17 protein-coding genes are annotated in these 17455 nt (G+C 51.5%); 9 read left to right on the top strand and 8 right to left on the bottom strand.

Features of this window, described 5'->3' with window-relative positions:
- Window positions 1-30 precede the first annotated feature (30 nt).
- Window positions 31-426, top strand: coding sequence for a hypothetical protein (locus ABWW03_RS09220; RefSeq protein ID WP_353407830.1), 396 nt, complete (start codon window positions 31-33; stop codon window positions 424-426).
- Here the strand turns inward: ABWW03_RS09220 and lnt are convergent.
- From lnt to ABWW03_RS09205, 3 genes are read right to left on the bottom strand one after another with little or no spacing between them, the layout of a single operon-like run.
- Window positions 412-1890, bottom strand: coding sequence for an apolipoprotein N-acyltransferase (gene lnt, locus ABWW03_RS09215; protein WP_353407829.1), 1479 nt, complete (start codon window positions 1888-1890; stop codon window positions 412-414). The genes ABWW03_RS09220 and lnt overlap by 15 nt on opposite strands.
- Before the next feature lie 45 nt (window positions 1891-1935).
- A complete protein-coding gene (yciH, locus tag ABWW03_RS09210) occupies window positions 1936-2259 on the bottom strand; it encodes a stress response translation initiation inhibitor YciH (RefSeq protein ID WP_353407828.1) in 324 nt (107 codons plus the stop codon).
- A complete protein-coding gene (locus tag ABWW03_RS09205) occupies window positions 2256-2741 on the bottom strand; it encodes a hypothetical protein (protein ID WP_353407827.1) in 486 nt (161 codons plus the stop codon). Before ABWW03_RS09205 ends, yciH begins: the two co-directional genes overlap by 4 nt.
- Window positions 2742-2866: 125 nt before the next feature.
- On the opposite strand from ABWW03_RS09205, the gene ABWW03_RS09200 reads away from it, so the two are divergent.
- Complete coding sequence (locus tag ABWW03_RS09200) at window positions 2867-3706, top strand: ion transporter (protein ID WP_353407982.1); 840 nt, start codon at window positions 2867-2869, stop codon at window positions 3704-3706.
- 23 nt (window positions 3707-3729) lie between these two features.
- Here ABWW03_RS09200 and ABWW03_RS09195 read toward each other — a convergent pair whose 3' ends face one another.
- The gene (locus tag ABWW03_RS09195; RefSeq protein ID WP_353407826.1) at window positions 3730-4548 is read right to left on the bottom strand and encodes a UDP-2,3-diacylglucosamine diphosphatase; all 819 of its coding nucleotides are present in this window, start codon (window positions 4546-4548) and stop codon (window positions 3730-3732) included.
- Window positions 4549-4724: 176 nt separating this feature from the next.
- Here ABWW03_RS09195 and ABWW03_RS09190 point away from each other — a divergent pair, with 176 nt between their 5' ends.
- Window positions 4725-5879 carry a serine hydrolase domain-containing protein gene (locus ABWW03_RS09190; RefSeq protein WP_353407825.1) on the top strand — a complete coding sequence of 385 codons (1155 nt, stop codon included), beginning with the start codon at window positions 4725-4727 and terminating at the stop codon, window positions 5877-5879.
- A gap of 18 nt (window positions 5880-5897) precedes the next feature.
- On the top strand, window positions 5898-6143 hold the full coding sequence (locus tag ABWW03_RS09185; RefSeq protein WP_353407824.1) for a SlyX family protein: 246 nt from the start codon (window positions 5898-5900) through the stop codon (window positions 6141-6143).
- Window positions 6144-6155: 12 nt separating this feature from the next.
- Here ABWW03_RS09185 and ABWW03_RS09180 read toward each other — a convergent pair whose 3' ends face one another.
- Window positions 6156-7610, bottom strand: a complete 1455-nt coding sequence (locus ABWW03_RS09180) for a M48 family metalloprotease (protein ID WP_353407823.1) — start codon at window positions 7608-7610, stop codon at window positions 6156-6158.
- Window positions 7611-7777: 167 nt separating this feature from the next.
- On the opposite strand from ABWW03_RS09180, the gene ABWW03_RS09175 reads away from it, so the two are divergent.
- From ABWW03_RS09175 to ABWW03_RS09155, 5 genes are all read left to right on the top strand, one after another.
- A complete protein-coding gene (locus ABWW03_RS09175; protein WP_353407822.1) occupies window positions 7778-8023 on the top strand; it encodes a sulfurtransferase TusA family protein in 246 nt (81 codons plus the stop codon).
- Between the two features lie 50 nt (window positions 8024-8073).
- A complete protein-coding gene (locus tag ABWW03_RS09170; RefSeq protein WP_353407820.1) occupies window positions 8074-9162 on the top strand; it encodes an AI-2E family transporter in 1089 nt (362 codons plus the stop codon).
- A gap of 285 nt (window positions 9163-9447) precedes the next feature.
- A complete protein-coding gene (gene aceE / locus ABWW03_RS09165) occupies window positions 9448-12111 on the top strand; it encodes a pyruvate dehydrogenase (acetyl-transferring), homodimeric type (protein WP_353407819.1) in 2664 nt (887 codons plus the stop codon).
- A gap of 12 nt (window positions 12112-12123) precedes the next feature.
- Window positions 12124-13761: a dihydrolipoyllysine-residue acetyltransferase gene (gene aceF, locus ABWW03_RS09160; RefSeq protein ID WP_353407818.1), complete on the top strand. Its 1638-nt coding sequence runs from the start codon at window positions 12124-12126 to the stop codon at window positions 13759-13761.
- A 157-nt stretch (window positions 13762-13918) separates the two neighbouring features.
- On the top strand, window positions 13919-14605 hold the full coding sequence (locus ABWW03_RS09155; RefSeq protein ID WP_353407816.1) for an SIMPL domain-containing protein: 687 nt from the start codon (window positions 13919-13921) through the stop codon (window positions 14603-14605).
- Between the two features lie 36 nt (window positions 14606-14641).
- Here the strand turns inward: ABWW03_RS09155 and ABWW03_RS09150 are convergent, their stop codons facing one another.
- The 3 genes from ABWW03_RS09150 to ABWW03_RS09140 form a co-directional block, all read right to left on the bottom strand.
- A complete protein-coding gene (locus tag ABWW03_RS09150; RefSeq protein WP_353407815.1) occupies window positions 14642-15262 on the bottom strand; it encodes a class I SAM-dependent methyltransferase in 621 nt (206 codons plus the stop codon).
- A gap of 132 nt (window positions 15263-15394) precedes the next feature.
- Window positions 15395-16657, bottom strand: coding sequence for a hypothetical protein (locus ABWW03_RS09145; RefSeq protein ID WP_353407814.1), 1263 nt, complete (start codon window positions 16655-16657; stop codon window positions 15395-15397).
- Between the two features lie 15 nt (window positions 16658-16672).
- Complete coding sequence (locus ABWW03_RS09140; protein WP_353407813.1) at window positions 16673-17245, bottom strand: tRNA-(ms[2]io[6]A)-hydroxylase; 573 nt, start codon at window positions 17243-17245, stop codon at window positions 16673-16675.
- Window positions 17246-17455 lie beyond the last annotated feature (210 nt).

Here is a 17455-nt window from a genome sequence, read left to right as displayed (position 1 = left end):
CAACGCTTTATTTGTCTAGGGGGACAATAGGTGAAAGCAGATATTCTTCCGAACTTGGGGAATGTTGAGCTCTTAGATCGAATGGAACAGGCCGCGACTATTCAGGTGGGCCTGTACGATAATAACGGCCGTCAAATGGTATTTATGGCCGAGCACAACCGACAAGGTCAGCAGGCAATTGCCGCAAACAGCCTGACGTACATTCAGCAATTGCTGGATAAGTTTGAGTTAGAAGCCGGGGATTGCGATTTTTTCCGTTATGTTTTTTCTCCAACAAGTGGCCCTATTTTGGGGCGTTTCGCTTTAAAGCTGTCTGGAGAGAAGCCGGTGAGCTATTCAATGAAAATGCTCAGCCAGCTTGAAATCGAACATATGGCAACGCTATTGGAAGCGCTGCCCAGTAGTGAGATGCTACAAGCGGTTTGATCGAAAACGCGTTAGCAGCAAGGGGGCTAACGCAATCGCGCAACACAGCAGAGCCCATAGATTGCCCAGCCGGGCAAATGGTGTGCTGCCTGTCATTTTATAAATTTCGCCTTGCAGGCTGGTTTCGGTAAACTGCTTGGCCTGTTTAATCATTTTCCCATCTGGTCCTACGATGGCGGTCACGCCTGTGTTGGTGGCGCGCAGTAAATACCGCTGATTTTCCAATGCTCTCATTTGTGCAATTTGCATGTGCTGCAGTGGGCCGATAGAGCGTCCAAACCAGGCATCATTACTCAGTGTGATCAGCACCGGGTGCTCGTCTTCCTTGGCTCGTGCCAGCTGCGGATACACAATTTCATAACAGATCAGCGGAGTGAGTTGCATGGACTGCTGTCGCTTATTGGTCAGACGACGGTAATTTTCTGGGCCAGGTTTGATAATGGAGGTCGGTAGATTGAAAAAACTGATGGTGCCACGCAGCCATTCTTCCAGTGGGACATATTCACCGAAGGGAACCAACTTGCGCTTGTGATAAACCCCTTCACCCTGGCCGAGTGCAATGGCGGAGTTGTGATAGCGTCCGTTTTCACGCACCAGGCTGCCGCTGATGAAAAAAGTGTCGCTGTCCTTGGCGCGCTGGTCGACAAAATCGTAAACGGTTTGAGCGCGATGGAAGGGCAGGGGAATGGCGGCTTCGGGCCAGATGACCCAGTCGTTGTTATCCCAAAGCTCTTCGCTCAGGGATAAATAGCGATCGATAGTGGTTTGTAAAAAGTGACGCTCCCATTTGAGTTCCTGGGGAATGTTGGCTTGAACCATGGCAACACGGATGGGGTCACCTTTGCTTTCAGCCCATTGAATGGTCTTTAATCCTGAGCCTGCAATCCAGGGGAGGCTGGCGATGGCCAAGCAGATGGCTGTGCGTCTGGTGTTAATGTGGACCAAGGCCAAGGCAATGGCAGCAGCCGATAGGGTCAACGCCATGTCGAGCAACAGAACCCCTCCGATGGGTGCCCAACCCGCCATCGGAGTGTTGATTTGGCTGTAGCCTAAATATAGCCAGGGGAACCCGGTCAGCAGCCAGCTGCGGGTCCACTCGCCCAATACATAAGTGGCCGCAAGGCCGCATACAAACGCGGTGCTGCGAATACGTTGCTTGGGGATCAGGTAATTGAATATCGTAAAGGGGACGCAAAACAGAGCCGCGAGCCCGAGCACAAAAAGGCCGGTGAGTGCGCCCGCAAGCGGCGCTGAGGATAAGCCGAAATCGTGAATGCTGGTATAAACCCAGGACGCACCCACTGCAAACAGTCCGGTTCCAAACGCGAAGCTGTGTTTGCTCAGCGAACGATCGTCAGTCAGTAAAAGCCGAAACCACAAGGCCATGGCAACCAGTGCTATAGGCCATATGTCAAAGGGTGCCATAGACAAGGGCACACTGGCACCCAATAAGAGCGACAGCATGTAAGGCCGCTTTGGTTTGATTGCTGAGACGGAGGGCATAGTGGGTTATCCGCCAGCCAGTTTTACAGTATGGCCCTGTTTTTCAAGCTCAGCTTTAATGAGGTCACGCTGATCACCTTGGATTTCAATCACAAAGTCTTTTACGCTGCCACCAGTCCCGCAGAGTTGTTTCAGTTTCTTGGCGAGTTTTTTGAGTTCGGCTGGCTCCAGTTGCAAGCCTTTAACAAGGGTAACGCCTTTGCCTTTTCGACCTTTGGTTTCACGCATTATGCGTACAATACCATCGCCTTCCGGTGCGCTTGCCGATGCTTCTTCGGGGTTGATGCGACCTTGGTCGGTCGAGTAGACGAGGCGTGAATGTTTACTCATGGTTCTCGCTCTTGTGTGGAATGTTGTTTGTCAGAGGTTTCTGTTGTGTGGATGTCTTTTTCACCATCCGCTGCTTGAGGCTCCCTCGCGGTAGGCTCGCCCATGGTCGGTTCGGCGACGTTAATATCCGTCACCGCCTGCAATTGCTGTTTGGCGGCGCCACCCATAATGGCGAGTGCGCCAAGTGCGAATACCAACACGGCCACCCACTTCTCGATGTCCCAGTACACCAGTAACGGTGCCACAATCAGGCTGGCCAGCAAGCCGATGGAAATCAGTTTTTCGGCCTGCTCAGGCAGCCGGCTGAGTTGGTGGCAGCGGGGACAGCGCACACTTTCTCGAGCAAGCAAGGGTTTGCGCCATTGTTCCGCGGCCTGTTCGGCTTTGCTGGGTGGATAGTGGCAGTGTGGGCAACGCAGGGGTTGCAGGTGAAGAGGCACGGGGTAGTCCTTGCTGTGAAAAGCGTATTGTATGAATTCCACTGTTCAATTCCTAGCTTTAGGGGCTTGGTATTGAGGACAAATTTGTCCCGGCCTGCCCCGTGAAAGCCGGCGGCGCATTGGGTACACTGTGCTGATTTGTCAGTTTAGGAAATCCTATTGTGCCAATTCAAGAGCCCGCACAAAGCCCAGAGCCGGAAAGCCTGAAGCTCAAGCTGCGCCGTATTATCTTTGGAACCGCCAGCCCTGCAGGGAAAACCTTCGATATTGTTCTGATCTATATCATTCTGCTGAGTGTGTTGGTGGTCATGCTGGATTCGGTGAGCTGGATTGGCGAAGCCTATAAGGGTGTTTTCTGGTGGCTGGAGTGGGTCTTCACCATCATCTTTACTCTTGAATATGCGGCGCGTATGTACTGCGCGAACAGTCGTTGGGCCTATGCTCGCAGCTTCTACGGTATTGTGGATTTGTTGTCGATCTTGCCGATGTATCTGTCTTTGGTCAGTGGTGATGCAACTTATCTATTAATGATTCGAATTCTGCGGGTATTGCGAATTTTCCGAGTGCTGAAGTTGGCGAACTACCTGTCTGAAGCCAATGTTCTGATTCGAGCGCTGTTGGCATCGCGTCAGAAAATTTTTGTGTTTTTTGCCACGGTGCTGGTGTTGGCCATGATTTTTGGTTCGTTGATGTACGTGGTGGAAGGTCCTGCCCATGGGTTTACCTCGATCCCCAAGAGCATTTATTGGTGCATCGTGACCATTACGACGGTGGGTTATGGAGACATCACGCCCCAGACAACCGCCGGGCAGATGGTTGCGGGTTTTGTGATGTTGACGGGTTATTCGATCATTGCGGTGCCAACGGGCATTTTAACGGCGGAGTTGTCGCGTGAGATTCAAACCCATCGCGACCATCGTTTTTGTGAGTCCTGCGGGAAATCTGGCCACGAACAGGATGCCAAGCACTGCAAGGCCTGCGGCCATGAACTGCTGCCTCCCAGCTAGGTTTGGAGTGAGCGAGACCCGGCTCAAGCTGCGCTCGCTTGGTCCAGCGGCTCCACTTCGTCATGGTTCAAACTTTTTAATTCGGGCCAGTGCAGTAAGTGTATCTGGCCCTGATGGTCTTCAGCCAATGCGGTACAGGACTCAACCCAGTCGCCAGTATTGAAATATTCAATTCCGTTGATTTGCTTGATGGCTGCATGGTGAATGTGGCCACAGATAACGCCATCAAATCCTTGCTTGGCCGCCGCGTAGGCCACTCCGTTTTCGTATTCTTCAATGTAGGTTTTTGCACGCTTGATGCGCGACTTGATAAAACTGGCCAAAGACCAGTAGCCCAATCCGTATTTGGCTCGCCAGCGGTTATAGCTGCGGTTGAGAAACATCAAAAGGTCATAGCCTTTATCGCCCAGGTATTTTAACCAGCGCTGTGCACGTGCGACGCCATCGAACTGATCACCGTGGATCACCAGCAGTCGGCGACCGTCTTTGGTGGTATGCACACAGCGATTGATCAGGCGAATGTTATCCAGGGCGTTATTGGCGTATTTGCGAAGAAACTCATCGTGATTGCCAGTGATGTAATGAATGGGTACGCCTTGTTTGGAGAGTTTTAAAATGCGTCGAATCAAGCGTGTGAATGAGCGTTGCCAGTAGACACCGTTTTGCATGCGCCAGCCATCGAGGATATCGCCGACCAGATATAACTCTTCAGCTTGGTGATGTTTTAGAAAATTGTTTAACAATTCGGCTTTGCAGTCTTTGGTTCCGAGGTGGACATCCGATATCCAAAGTGTGCGCCATTGGACCGGGCTCATACTGGGGCTGTGATTGCTCACGGGCATGCTGATCACCTTGCGTGATGTGAATCGCTATTTATTAGGCGGCAGCATGCGGTTTGAATATGACTGCACTGTGATGGAAATATGAACAGTTGATGACCGGCTTGGCAATTTCATCTTGTCGGTGGCTGTGAAATAATTCGCTTATTTCAGTAGTCCGCTCAATAACGGAGATTCCCGTGTCAAAAGAAGTTCAGGTTTCAGGTGAATACAGCCACCGTTTTGCCCCATTGGTAACAGCCTTTACCGAAAGTTTTCGGGCGCATGGGGATACTGGTGCGGCCTTGGCCTTGTATTACCGTGGAGAATTGCAGGCCGATATTTGGGCGGGCAAGCGTGATAAAAAAGATCTCCATGATTGGCAGGCCGATACCCGTGTCAATGTTTTCTCGGCTGGTAAGGCATTGGTTGCGGTCAGTTTATTGCAACAGTTGGAGCGTACCGGTCTGAATGTGGATACGCCCTTGAGGGACATTTGGCCGGAGTTTCAAAACCCTGAAGTAACCGTGCGTCAAGTGCTGTGTCATCGGTCGGGTTACAGTGCCTTTCAGGCGACCATGTCCGATGAGGCGATATACGATTGGGGGCAAGCCACTGCGCAGATCGCGAAGGAATCCCCCTGGTGGGCGCCGGGTCAGGCGCAGGGGTATTCTCCGATGTTGTTTGGTTGGTTGGGTGGCGAGTTGTGTCGACGCTTGGCGGGTGCTGAGCGATTTAATGATGTGGTGCAAGAAACCATCGTGCAACCGCTTGGGATCAGCGCAGGTTTCGGCTTGAGTGAGGAAGAGCAAAAAAACCTTGCTGATGTACGTGCACTGGAGAGCCGTTATGTACCTAAAGATGCGGCCAAGCTCATGACCATCTTCAAGGACGAACCCGGTGGCGTGACACAGAAAGCGTTTACCAATCCCATGTCGATTATGGTGGGCAGTAATTCTCAGGCCTGGCGCCAGGCACAGATTCCGGGAGGGAATGCTTGTACCAATGCCCGAAGTCTGGCGACGTTTTATCAGGCTCTGCTAGAGCCGGATAAGCTGTTGGGCGCAGATCTCTGCCTGCAGCTGCGAGCGCAGCAAAGTTACAGCGAGTGCGACAATGTTCTGAAAACCCCGTTGGGTTTTGGTTTGGGATTTATGTTGACCGATGCGCGTGATGAGCTGCGGTTTGGCTCCCCTGACAACAGTTTTGGTCATCCCGGAGCGGGAGGTTGTGTGGGATTTGCGGACCCAAATCGCGATATTGCTTTTGCTTACACGACGCGAGATATGGGGCAGAGCTTGTTGCTTGATCCGAGAGCCATTCGATTAATTGATGCGGCTTACGCCTGTCTATAACAGCACTGAGTGAATACCATGACAGCAGAAGATAAGTTTATTTTGGAAGCACAGGCGGAGCGCTTGGCCGAGTTGGAAAGTCGCCAGGCGTACGCCGAAGATACCATCAACCAGCTCAATGATGTGATTGCCCAGCAGGACAAAGAAATCAGCGCGCTGCAAATCCAGCTCACACACTTAGCCAAGAAAGTGGACGACATGCAATACGCTGTCGAGCAGGGTAGCCCCACTGGACATTCCCAGGAGCGGCCGCCGCATTATTAAGTTTGCGCCAGCTTAGCCTTTTTGATCTTCGATCATATTGTAAACCTGCCGCGTTTTCTCTTCTAAAATGGTGCTCAGGCGATAATTGCCGCGCGCCATTTTTTGCGCCAGTTTTAAATGATGCAGTGCTTTGTCGTAAATGCCGTTTAAAATAAAGTACTCCGCACGTGCTTGATGCAAATTCAAAATATCGCCCGTCAAACCGTGAATCTCTGCGAGCAGGTACCAGACATAGGTATCGTGTGGCCGCTGGCGGGAATGTTTCACCAGCAATTGCTCGCCGCGATGATACTGCCCGGACTCCATATACAATTCTGCCAGGCGCACGCTGATCGGGTGATTGTGCGGGTTCTTTTTCAGGGCCAATCGAAGATCCATTAACGCGCCATCATAATTACCTGCGGCGGCCGCCAAATCGGCTTTGGCAATGATATAGCTGACATGATTCGGATTACCTTCCAGCAAAATATCCAGCTGTTCTCCCGCTTTTTTGATGTCTTTCATCTCGATGTAGGACAGCAGTAAACCGTAACGGCTGGCTTCTGGAAGCAGGCTGTGACCTTCCAGTTCGCTGGCAAACGCTTTGGCGGCCTGGCTGGGTGTCTCTGAAAGAGCGAGACGAACCCGAGAGCGCATCAGGTGAAAATCGAGCGAAGGGGGGAGTGGCCTTTCCACGTAGCGGCGTGCCCGGTTACGGGTGTCGGCAATGCGTTTTTCAGTGACCGGGTGGGTCAGCAAAAATTCGGGTGGACGTCGGCTGAATTGTGTTGCCTTGAGCATCTGCTCAAACATTTCGGGTGCCTGGTAGGGATCCAGTCCTGCGGCGGCCATGGTCTGAATCCCGATTCGATCGGCTTCCTGTTCGTTTTGCCGGCTGAAGCGGAGTTTGGCATCAATGGCTGCGGCCTGGGTGGCCGATAGCGCGGCGAGGCCGGCATCACCGCTGGTGGTGGCAGCAATAACCAAACTGGTCATCAGTGCGGCCAGCATGGGCAGAGTGTTGCGCTGTTGTTGCTCGACGCCCCTGGCGAAATGTCGTTGACTTAAGTGCGCCAATTCGTGGGCGAGTACGGCGGATATCTGGCCTTCGCTTTGGGCGTAATTAAATAATCCGATGTGCACTCCGACGACCCCACCGGGCACCGCAAACGCGTTAAGTGTCGGGTTTTCTACCATGATGATGTCCAATTGCTTGCTGTGCAGTTCGCTGTGCTCTGCCAGCCTGGCCATCAGTTTTTCGGTGTAGTCGGCAAGTTGGGCATCGACGGAGGTTGGCACCTGGGCGCGAAAGGAGCGAGCCCAGGCCTGACCAAGCTTATATTCCTGTTGGGGGGATACAATGCCAGAGGTGGCGTCACCCAGGCTGGGCAATTGAATTTCCTTTTTCTGTGCGCTGATCGGGTTGGCGGCCAGTGCCAGGCTAATACTCAATGCCAGGCAGGCGATGGGCTTGCTCGAAATCCCCATAATTCTCTCTAATCACTATCGGCTTGTGCGTTGGTTTTTGACTATACCAAATATCCTAGAGTGGCAGTGCTAAGAAAAGTTCGCGTTTCCTAATCAATGAAAAAAGAGTGTCACTTCAAGGCAATGCTTGATATAACAGCGTACCGTTTGTCCTGGAGCGTTTCTCAATGGCGTATTCTCAATTTACGCAACTGGCCACCGAGGTCGATGCCAGGGGGCTGGATTGTCCATTGCCATTGCTTAAAATGAAGTTGGCCTTGAATGGCCTGGGCAGTGGCGAGTCGCTGGGACTGTTGGCGACAGATCCCGGATCCATGCGTGATATCAAAGCCTTTACCGATATCGCGGGCCATACATTATTGCTGGCCGAGAAGGACGGCAGTGACTATTGTTATGTCATTCAAAAGTCCTGAAACTCAGGGCGCCTGAGTCTGCACAGACTGAGTGATTGTTAGAGAAAGCTATGATTCGAATTTTTCAAAACTGGATGGCACGATACCTTGCCAGTGAAGAGGCAGTGTTGCTGCTGATTATTCTCGGCCTGGGTTTGCTGGTTGTTGTGACCATGGGGGGGATTCTGGCCCCTATGATTGCCAGCTTGATCATTGCGTTCTTGTTGCAAGGTGTGGTGCAGCGCCTGTGTAATTGGGGATTACCCCATATTGTCGCGGTCAATATTGCCTTTTTGTTGCTGGTCGGCCTGCTGTTGGCCGGTATCTTTATCCTGTTCCCGTTAATCTGGCATCAGACTGCGACCCTGTTTTCTGAAGTGCCCGGCATGCTCGCGGATTGGCAGAAGATCATGTTAGCGCTGCCGGAGAAATACCCTCAGTTCATCAGTGAGGAGCAGGTTGCGCAGATCGTGGCGGCGCTGGGCAGTAAGCTCGGAGGCTTCGGGCAGAGCGTGCTGTCGTTCTCTCTGGCTAAGGCGCCCGTGCTGATTGCGGTGCTGGTGTACTTGATTCTGGTGCCTATTCTGGTGTTTTTCTTCTTGAAGGATGCTGGCGAAATCCGTTCTTGGATGTCGTCGTTCTTGCCGCGTAAGCGCCCGGTCATGAGCCGAATCTGGCATGAGATGAATATTCAAGTGGCGAATTATGTGCGGGGCAAGGTGATTGAGATTCTGATCGTGGGCGGCGTGAGCTTTGTCTGCTTCCAGTTTTTAGGCCTGAACTACGCGCTGCTACTTGCGTTGGGTGTTGGGCTTTCTGTGCTGGTGCCATATATTGGCGCAGCTGTTATCACACTGCCGGTGGCCATGATTGGTTTCCTTCAGTGGGGCTGGAGCAGTGAGTTTTACTACCTGATGATTGCCTATGGCATTATTCAGGCGCTCGATGGCAATGTGTTGGTGCCTCTGCTATTTTCCGAAGCGGTTAATCTACACCCGGTGGCCATTATTCTTGCCGTGCTGGTGTTCGGTGGCATTTGGGGGTTCTGGGGGGTGTTTTTTGCGATCCCGCTGGCGACCTTGATCAAGGCCGTTTTGAACGCCTGGCCAGTGGCGAATGAAGAATTACGAGAGCAGGAAGAGGCGTCAGAAGTCTTGTAGTGACTGTGTTGCCGATTTGTAGTTTATTTACACGGGGGGCTTGGCCGTCTTGGCCATAACCTGGGGCTTTTCGGCTTTTTCTTGGCCAAAACAGCGACCAATCTTTAAATTTCCGCCTTATTTTTGTAGTATTGCTACATTAAATTAACGTTGCGCACAGAATACCAGCTTTGTGCGCCATTTTTTAGGCTATTCGCTGCACATTTCGTCAAGCAGCGAATGATTTTTTGCCTATACTCTGTTCACCTCGACATATATTTGCCCAAAAGGCCAAGGGAGACATAGATGCAAGAAGATATCGATGCCCTCGAAACCAAAGAGTGGCTGGATGCTTTGCACTCAGTAATTCGTCATGGCGGGAAAGAGCGCGCCGCTTTCCTGTTACGACAGCTCGCCGAGCGTGCCAGTGAGCACGACGTAAAATTGCCTCACGCAATTGTTACCCCTTATCGCAACACCATCTCACCTGCCAAAGAAAAGCGCATGCCTGGCGATTTGTTCATGGAGCGTCGTATTCGTTCTTTGATTCGCTGGAACGCCATGGCGATGGTGATGCGTGCAAACGACAATGACGAAGGTCTGGGTGGGCACATCTCTTCTTTTGCATCTGCAGCAACACTATACGACGTCGGTTTTAATTACTTTTTCCACGGCGGTGACGGTGAGGAAGAAGGTGATTTGATTTATTTTCAGGGTCACTCTGCGCCGGGCATGTACGCCCGCTCTTATCTGGAAGGTCGCTTTAACGAAGATCAGCTGGACAACTTCCGTCGCGAAGTCGATGGTGCGGGTTTGTCTTCCTATCCTCACCCTTGGTTGATGCCGGACTACTGGCAGTTCCCGACCGTATCCATGGGCCTGGGTCCGATTCAGGCGATTTACCAGGCACACATCATGCGTTATCTGTCGGCGCGTGACTTGGCCAAGCGTGGCAATCGTAAGGTTTGGGCGTTCCTGGGTGACGGTGAAACCGATGAGCCGGAATCTCTGGGTGCAATCTCCCTCGCCGGTCGCGAGAAACTGGAAAACCTCATTTTTGTGATCAACTGTAACCTCCAGCGTCTGGATGGCCCGGTACGTGGTAATGGCAAGATCATTCAGGAACTCGAAGGTGTGTTCCGCGGCGCCGGCTGGAACGTGATTAAAGTGGTTTGGGGCCGATTGTGGGATCAGCTGTTGGAAAAAGATACCAATGGCTTGTTGCAAAAGCGTATGGATGAAGTCTGTGACGGTGAATTGCAAAACTATAAGGCCAACGGTGGCGCTTATACCCGTGAACACTTCTTCGGCAAGTATCCCGAGTTGCTGGAGTTGGTTAAAGACCTGTCCGACGACGACATTATGAATTTGAACCGCGGGGGTCATGATCCATTCAAGGTCTACGCGGCGTATAAACAAGCGGTTGAGCACAAAGGCCAACCTACGGTGATTCTGGCCCAAACCGTAAAAGGTTACGGTATGGGTGCTTCCGGTGAGGCGGCAAACGAGACGCACTCGGTTAAAAAGCTGGATATCGACAGTTTGAAGCGTTTCCGCGATCGCTTTGGTATTCCAATTTCCGATGAAGAATTGAAACACGTTCCTTATTACCGTCCCGCGCCGGATTCTCCAGAAATGGTGTACATGCGTAAACGTCGCGAGGAGCTAGGTGGTCAATTGCCACGCCGTCGACCGACGTTTGAAGAGCTGAATGTGCCGAGCCTCGACGCGTTCAAGGCTCAGTTGAAAGGCACTGGCGAGCGCCAGATTTCAACGACCATGGCGTTTGTTCGAATTCTGTCTTCATTGGTGAAAGACAAAAATATGGGCCAGCGTGTTGTTCCTATCGTTCCCGATGAGGCGCGCACCTTTGGTATGGAAGGCATGTTCCGCCAGTTGGGTATTTATTCTTCTGCGGGCCAGAAATACACGCCTCATGATCACGATCAGATCATGTACTACAAGGAAGACAAAAAAGGCCAGATTCTGGAAGAGGGCATCAACGAAGCAGGCGCGATGTCGGCCTGGATTGCAGCGGCAACGGCCTACAGCAACAGCAACTGCCCAATGGTGCCGTTTTATATTTTCTATTCCATGTTTGGTTTCCAACGTATTGGTGACCTGGCCTGGGCTGCGGGTGATTCCCAGGCGCGAGGATTTTTGATTGGCGCCACCGCGGGCCGCACGACATTGAATGGTGAAGGTTTGCAGCATCAGGATGGCCATTCCCATGTGCTGGCGAACACCATTCCAAACTGTAAAAGTTATGACCCCGCCTTTTCTTACGAACTGGCAGTGATCATTCAAGACGGTTTGAAGCGCATGTTTGGTGATAAGGAAAATTGTTTCTATTACATCACCACCATGAATGAAAACTACGCTCATCCCGATATGCCAGCGGGTGCCGAAGAAGGCATTATCAAAGGTGCGTATCTGCTGAGTGAAGGCAAGTTGCCAAAAGGCAAAAAACAGAAGCCTCGCGTGCAACTGATGGGCGCTGGTTCCATTTTGGGTGAAGTGCGAGAAGCGGCCGTATTGTTGAAAGACGATTTTGGTGTTGAGGCGGACATCTGGAGTTTGACCAGCATCAATGAATTAACGCGCGATGGCCAAGCGGCCGAGCGTTGGAATATGTTGCATCCAGAAGAAGAGGCCAAACAGCCTTACATCACTCAGCAGCTGACCGATCGTCAGGGGCCTGTGGTCGTCGCTACAGATTATTTGAAGACCTATGCCGAGCAGTTACGTGCTTATATTCCAGGTGATTACAAGGTGCTCGGTACCGAAGGTTTCGGTCGCAGTGATACGCGCGCGAAATTGCGTCACTTCTTTGAGGTTGATCGCTACTTTGTCACGGTTGCAGCGCTGAAATCCTTAGCCGATCGCGGCGATGTGGATGTCGCTGTGGTCACTAAAGCCATCAAGAAATATGGTATCGACCCGAACAAAGTCGACCCGTGTTTGGTTTAAGGAGGTGTGGATATGAGCATTGAAACATTATCTGTACCTGACCTGGGTGGCGCCAGCGACGTTGAAGTTATTGAAGTCAGCGTAGCGGTTGGTGATGAACTGGAGCTGGAACAATCCATTGTGGTTCTGGAAACGGATAAAGCCACGATGGAAGTTCCTTGCACCAAAGCCGGCAAGGTTACCGCTGTTCACATTGCCGAGGGTGCCAAACTCAATGAAGGCGATGCCCTGGTGGATATTGAAGTGGCCGCCGGTGATGCTGCACAGAGTGCGGCGGAAGAACGTGTGGCTGAACCTGAGGCGGTTGTTGAGGAAGCCGTCGCTGCGGAACCGGCTCCTGCGCCCGTCGCCGAAGCCGCCGTGGAAAGTGAAGTTGACATTATTGTGCCCGACCTTGGTGGCGCTGAAGATGTTGACGTTATTGAAGTGTGCGTTGCGGCAGGTGACGAGGTTGCCGAGGGTGATTCGTTAATTGTCCTGGAAACCGACAAGGCTTCCATGGAAGTGCCCGCTGAGCATGCTGGTACCATCGTTTCGATTTCAGTAAGCGAAGGCGGCAAGGTGAACAAAGGCCAAAGCATTGGCCGTATGACCACCTTGGCAACTGAAGCGGCACCAAGCACGGCCAGCCCTGAACCGGCAGCAGATACCGCGACGAGTACTTCATCAGCACCGAGTGAGCCGAGTGAAACCAAACTCGCTCCGCCGCCCGCAAAAATAGCGGCCATTGAAGATGGCCCGGAGACAGCGTTTTATGCCGGCCCTGCGGTACGCCAGTTGGCACGCCAGCTGGGCGTAGAATTGACGGACGTGAAAGCCAGTGGTCCTCGTGGGCGTTTAAGCAAGGAAGACGTGCGCAACCACGCCAAGACAATCATTGAGGATGTGACATCCGGTAAGTTGTCTTCCGGTGCGGGTATCCCAGCCATTCCAGATGTGGATCACAGCCAGTTTGGTCCGATCACGATTGAGCCACTCAGCAAGATTGCCAAGATCACCGCTGAGAACATGAGCCGCAACTGGTTGAATGTTCCTCATGTGACACAGTTTGATGATGCGGATATCACCGAGTTGGAAGTCTTCCGCAAGAGCATGAAGGCTGAAGCCGAAAAACGCGGGAGCAAGCTGACGCCGTTGCCGTTTTTGATTAAAGCGGTTGCCGCCACTCTGCGTGCTGAGCCAAGCTTTAATGTGTCCCTGCATAGCGATGGCGAAAACCTTGTGCGCAAGGACTATGTGCATATTGGTATCGCCGCCGATACGCCTCGAGGCTTGCTGGTTCCTGTATTGCGGGATGCTGACAAAAAAGGTTTATGGCAAATTGCTGATGAAGTGAATGAGTTGATTGGCAAAGCGCGAGATGGCAAATTGATGCCGAGAGATATGCAGGGAGCGTGCTTCACTATTTCCAGTTTGGGGGCCATGGGTGGGAAAGGTTTTACGCCAATCGTTAATGCCCCGCAAGTCGCGATCATGGGAGTGTCCAAAGCGTCGATTCAACCAGTGTGGGATGGCAAAGAGTTTCAACCAAGACAAATGCTGCCATTGTCCCTGAGTTATGATCATCGAGCTATCAATGGTGCAGATTGCGGTCGCTTCTTTACTCATCTAGTGGCTACGCTGAGCGATATTCGACGCTTGTTACTGTAGCAATTTTGGCAAATTCTCTTTTGCACTTTGAAACCAGGCCTGGGCCTGGTTTTTTTATGGGTCCAGATTTACGATTCTGAAGAGTTTGGGGAATTCAGCCGCTATTAAGTGGTCTGACAGGATTATGGCGTTTATTCATTTTGGGAAGGAGTGTTCGATGAGAATTCTATTGAGCTTGTTATGTGTTTGTTTGGTGTCAGCGGTTTCGGCCGAAGAACTCAATTACAATGTGGTCAACATCAGTGCCAGTGCAAAAACAGAGTTGGCAAATGATCTGATGGAAGTGACCTTGAGCAGCTTTCATCAAGACGATAAATCTGAACGAGCGGCTGGCCAGGTTAATCGTGATATGTCCTGGGCGATCGATTTATTGAAACGTAGTTCGGCCGTAAAATATAAAACTACGGGCTACAATACCTATCCGAATTACAGTCGAAACAATCGCATCACTTCCTGGACATCGAGCCAGCGTGTTGTTATTGAGAGTGCAGATTTTGATGCCCTGGGTGATGTGCTGACTAAGTTACAAGAGCGTTTGAAGATGGAGTCCATGCGCTTTACGACCAAAGATGACACCCGCGACAGTGTGCAAGATGACTTGACAGTAAAAGCTTTGAGTGCCTTTAAGCACAAAGCAAAATTGATTCAGAAAGCGATGGAAGCCAAGAGTTATCGCATTGTGAATATGTCCGTTGATCAGCAAGGACACTACAACCCTCCTGTGTCCTATGCGCGTGCTGAAATGAAATCGATGTCCATGTCGGACGTGGCGCCGGTTGCAATGGAAGCCGGTGAATCAACAATTAGCACCCAGGTCCGAGGTTCGATTCAACTGGTTTACTGATCGTACGTCATTTTTCAGGGAAGCGGGGGCGGTGCGCTAGCGAATGACCGCGCGGCCCCAATAATTAAAGCCCAGAACCTTGGGAGTGGACGGCAAGTAAGCACTGTCTAATTGCTTAATTTGAAAGCCACTGTCACTGATCATCTCGACGATAGGGCGGTTCATATTGCAGCCGCCTGCAAACTTTTTCCACGTTGGGTTATAACGATCTTGCCGGGCTCGAATGTTGTGGTCAGGTGCGCGGCCATGTTCGGCAAACAGTAGATCACCCCCCGGTTTTAACACGCGCCGCATTTGTTCCAATGCCTGCTGCCAACCCGGAATGGTACACAGTGTAAAAGTCAGTACGATCGAGTCTGCACTATTATCGTCCAATGGGATTTCTTCGCCAGGAAGGTCCAGCCATTCGACATTGATCGGGGATTTCGCGAGATTCTTTTGCGCCTTCTCACGCATGCCTTCCGAAGGCTCGAGTCCCCATACCATTTCAATATTGTCGGTGTCGTAGTAAGGAAGGTTCAAGCCTGAGCCCATACCTATTTCCAGTACGCGGCCATGGGCCTTAGGGACGATTTTTCGACGTTGATAACGAACGGGTTTCGTATTGCAGGCCAAATCCAGCAGGTGCGGGAGGAGATATCTGTCGTAAACGCTCATGCTACCGCCTTTATTATTGTTTAGGGTAATGGGCTTTCAAATCTTCGGTTTTGCCATCCGTCTGCCGTGTTGTGAGTACAGTGGCTTGTGGTAAATATAGCATAGCTGGCCAAGACGACAGTGACATGACGTTTATCTTTCTATGACCGATCCTTTCCACAGGTCCAGTTGCTGAATGCCTTCTGACATCGGTATGAGAGGGAAGCATTCGTCGCGTAGATAGTGAATAAACTTCAAGGTTCGGAAACCATCAAACCAAGTGTGAAATTCTCTCTCGAATTGCTCTGTCTTGACGTGTTGTTGTTCCAGGTGTCGCCTAAATTTTTTCGCTCCCAGGGTTTTCAGCGCTGACAGGATGATTGCCTCGCCTTGTTCTTCGATGATGATTTCAAAAGCACTATCCAGCAGAGTTTTCAAGTGGGCAAAACACTGGGGGTGATAGGATGGAAAATCGTCATGGCTGACCTGCTGCGCCAAAATGCCGCTGACGGCGGGGCCGGTACCAAATGGTGCTCGCTGAGACAGGCGAGATTCGATACTGATGACTTGAGAGTCAAGTTGACAAATATACCCAAGCTTGGCGAGTTTGTTCAGCAGGTAAAAATCTTCTCCGGCGGCTCGGCAAGGAAAACCTCGCACCTCGCAGTAGGCTTCCACATCAAATGCCAGGCAGGAACCGATAGTGTAGAAGTCATAAGGTGAGCCAGCCCAGTTCAGCCCGTCTCGGTAATAGTGCAGGCTTTGCTCGTAGAGCCGTGTGGCCGCGTGAACGTCGTGCTTTGTCTGTTCAGTCAGTGTGTTGTTATTGCAGGGGCTGTGTTGAAACGAAAAATGAGCCGCGACAATGCGTTTTCCATGTGCAGGTTTTAGACCGGAAAGCTGCTTGTCGTTGGGCGCCGTGGGTGTGATGAAATAGTTTGTCGGCCATCGGCAATCGGCATCGCTGCTGTAAATCCAACGACGTCGGATAAAACCATCGATCATCAGCTTAGCGGCAATATCCGCTGCGATCTTTCTGGCTAAGCCAACGCCCTGATGTTCAGGGATTTGCCGCCCCGGGCTGAAGCGATCAATCAATAATAAGGCGCTGTTGTTGCGCCATTGAATCAATTTCAGATGATCATGTTCCCAAACCAGCGAGCCGCTGTTCAGTCCTTGCTGCCACAAGGTTTGGTTGGCGGGGCTGCCTTCAGAGCTTTCGGCCTGATTGATAATCAGCAGTAGCAGAGTGCCAGTGTGTTGTTCACAGAAATTTTTACAATGTTTGATTAATTCTGGAGCTTCATCCTTGGCGGGAATTAGCATGGCCTGTTGGAAAACAGTTGGCCACAGCGCCAGCAATTTACTTTCTGTTTCGGCGTATCGCTCAAGGTATTGCCGCACACTTTTTTTCATCGTGTTTGATGGCGCTTAGTGCAGGGCTGATCGGATGGGTAAGCGAGCAACGATGTCGGCTTCGATGTCCAGTAGTTCGCTCAGCCGGTCGGCAACGATGTTCTGGGGGAAATACAAACAAGCCAAATCTTCAAACAAACTGTCATGCTTGGCTTCGCTGGCCGCGATGTTGTGGTAGAACTTCTTGAGGCTCCCCTCGGGTAAGGCTTCCGCGACCATGGAAAATCGTTCGCAGCCGCGAGCTTCAATTACGCTGCCTAATAACAGTCGATCCAAGAAATAGGCATCGCTGCCCTTGCGAATGGATTTTCGAAACTCGTTAACATAGGCGTCTTTGCTGTCAGCCTGCAAAGTCAGACCACGCTCATGCATGATTTTCACGACCTGTTTGAAATGCACCATTTCCTCAATGCTTAAATCAATCATGGCATTAACCAGTTCAACGCGATCGGGGTAATGGCTTAGCATCGAGTTGGCCATACCGGCTGCCTTTTTCTCGGCTGCAGCATGGTCAATCAAAAAACTGTCCAGGTCCTGCATGACGGCATCGGTCCAGTCGCTGGAGGTCGCAAAGCGTAATTTGCTCATGGCGGGTGAATATCCTTGGGACTCAAAAGGGGCATTATAGCCAGTTGCCGGGTAAATTTGCGCTGGCGTGAATGACCGATTTATCGAAATGGCTGCTTTATCCACCCTCTGGCTCTATAATGGGCGGCAATTCAGTGGACGCTTAGATGGTGTCAGGTTCTTATGTATCCACCTGACGGCCCGAGATGTATCCAATTGTGCATAATCTGT

The organism is Pseudoteredinibacter isoporae (genome assembly GCF_040372805.1).
GTDB classification, from domain to species: Bacteria; Pseudomonadota; Gammaproteobacteria; order Pseudomonadales; family Cellvibrionaceae; genus Pseudoteredinibacter; species Pseudoteredinibacter isoporae_A.
The sequence above is the reverse complement of the archived record's forward strand: the minus strand, read 5'-3'. Positions and strand labels throughout refer to the sequence as shown.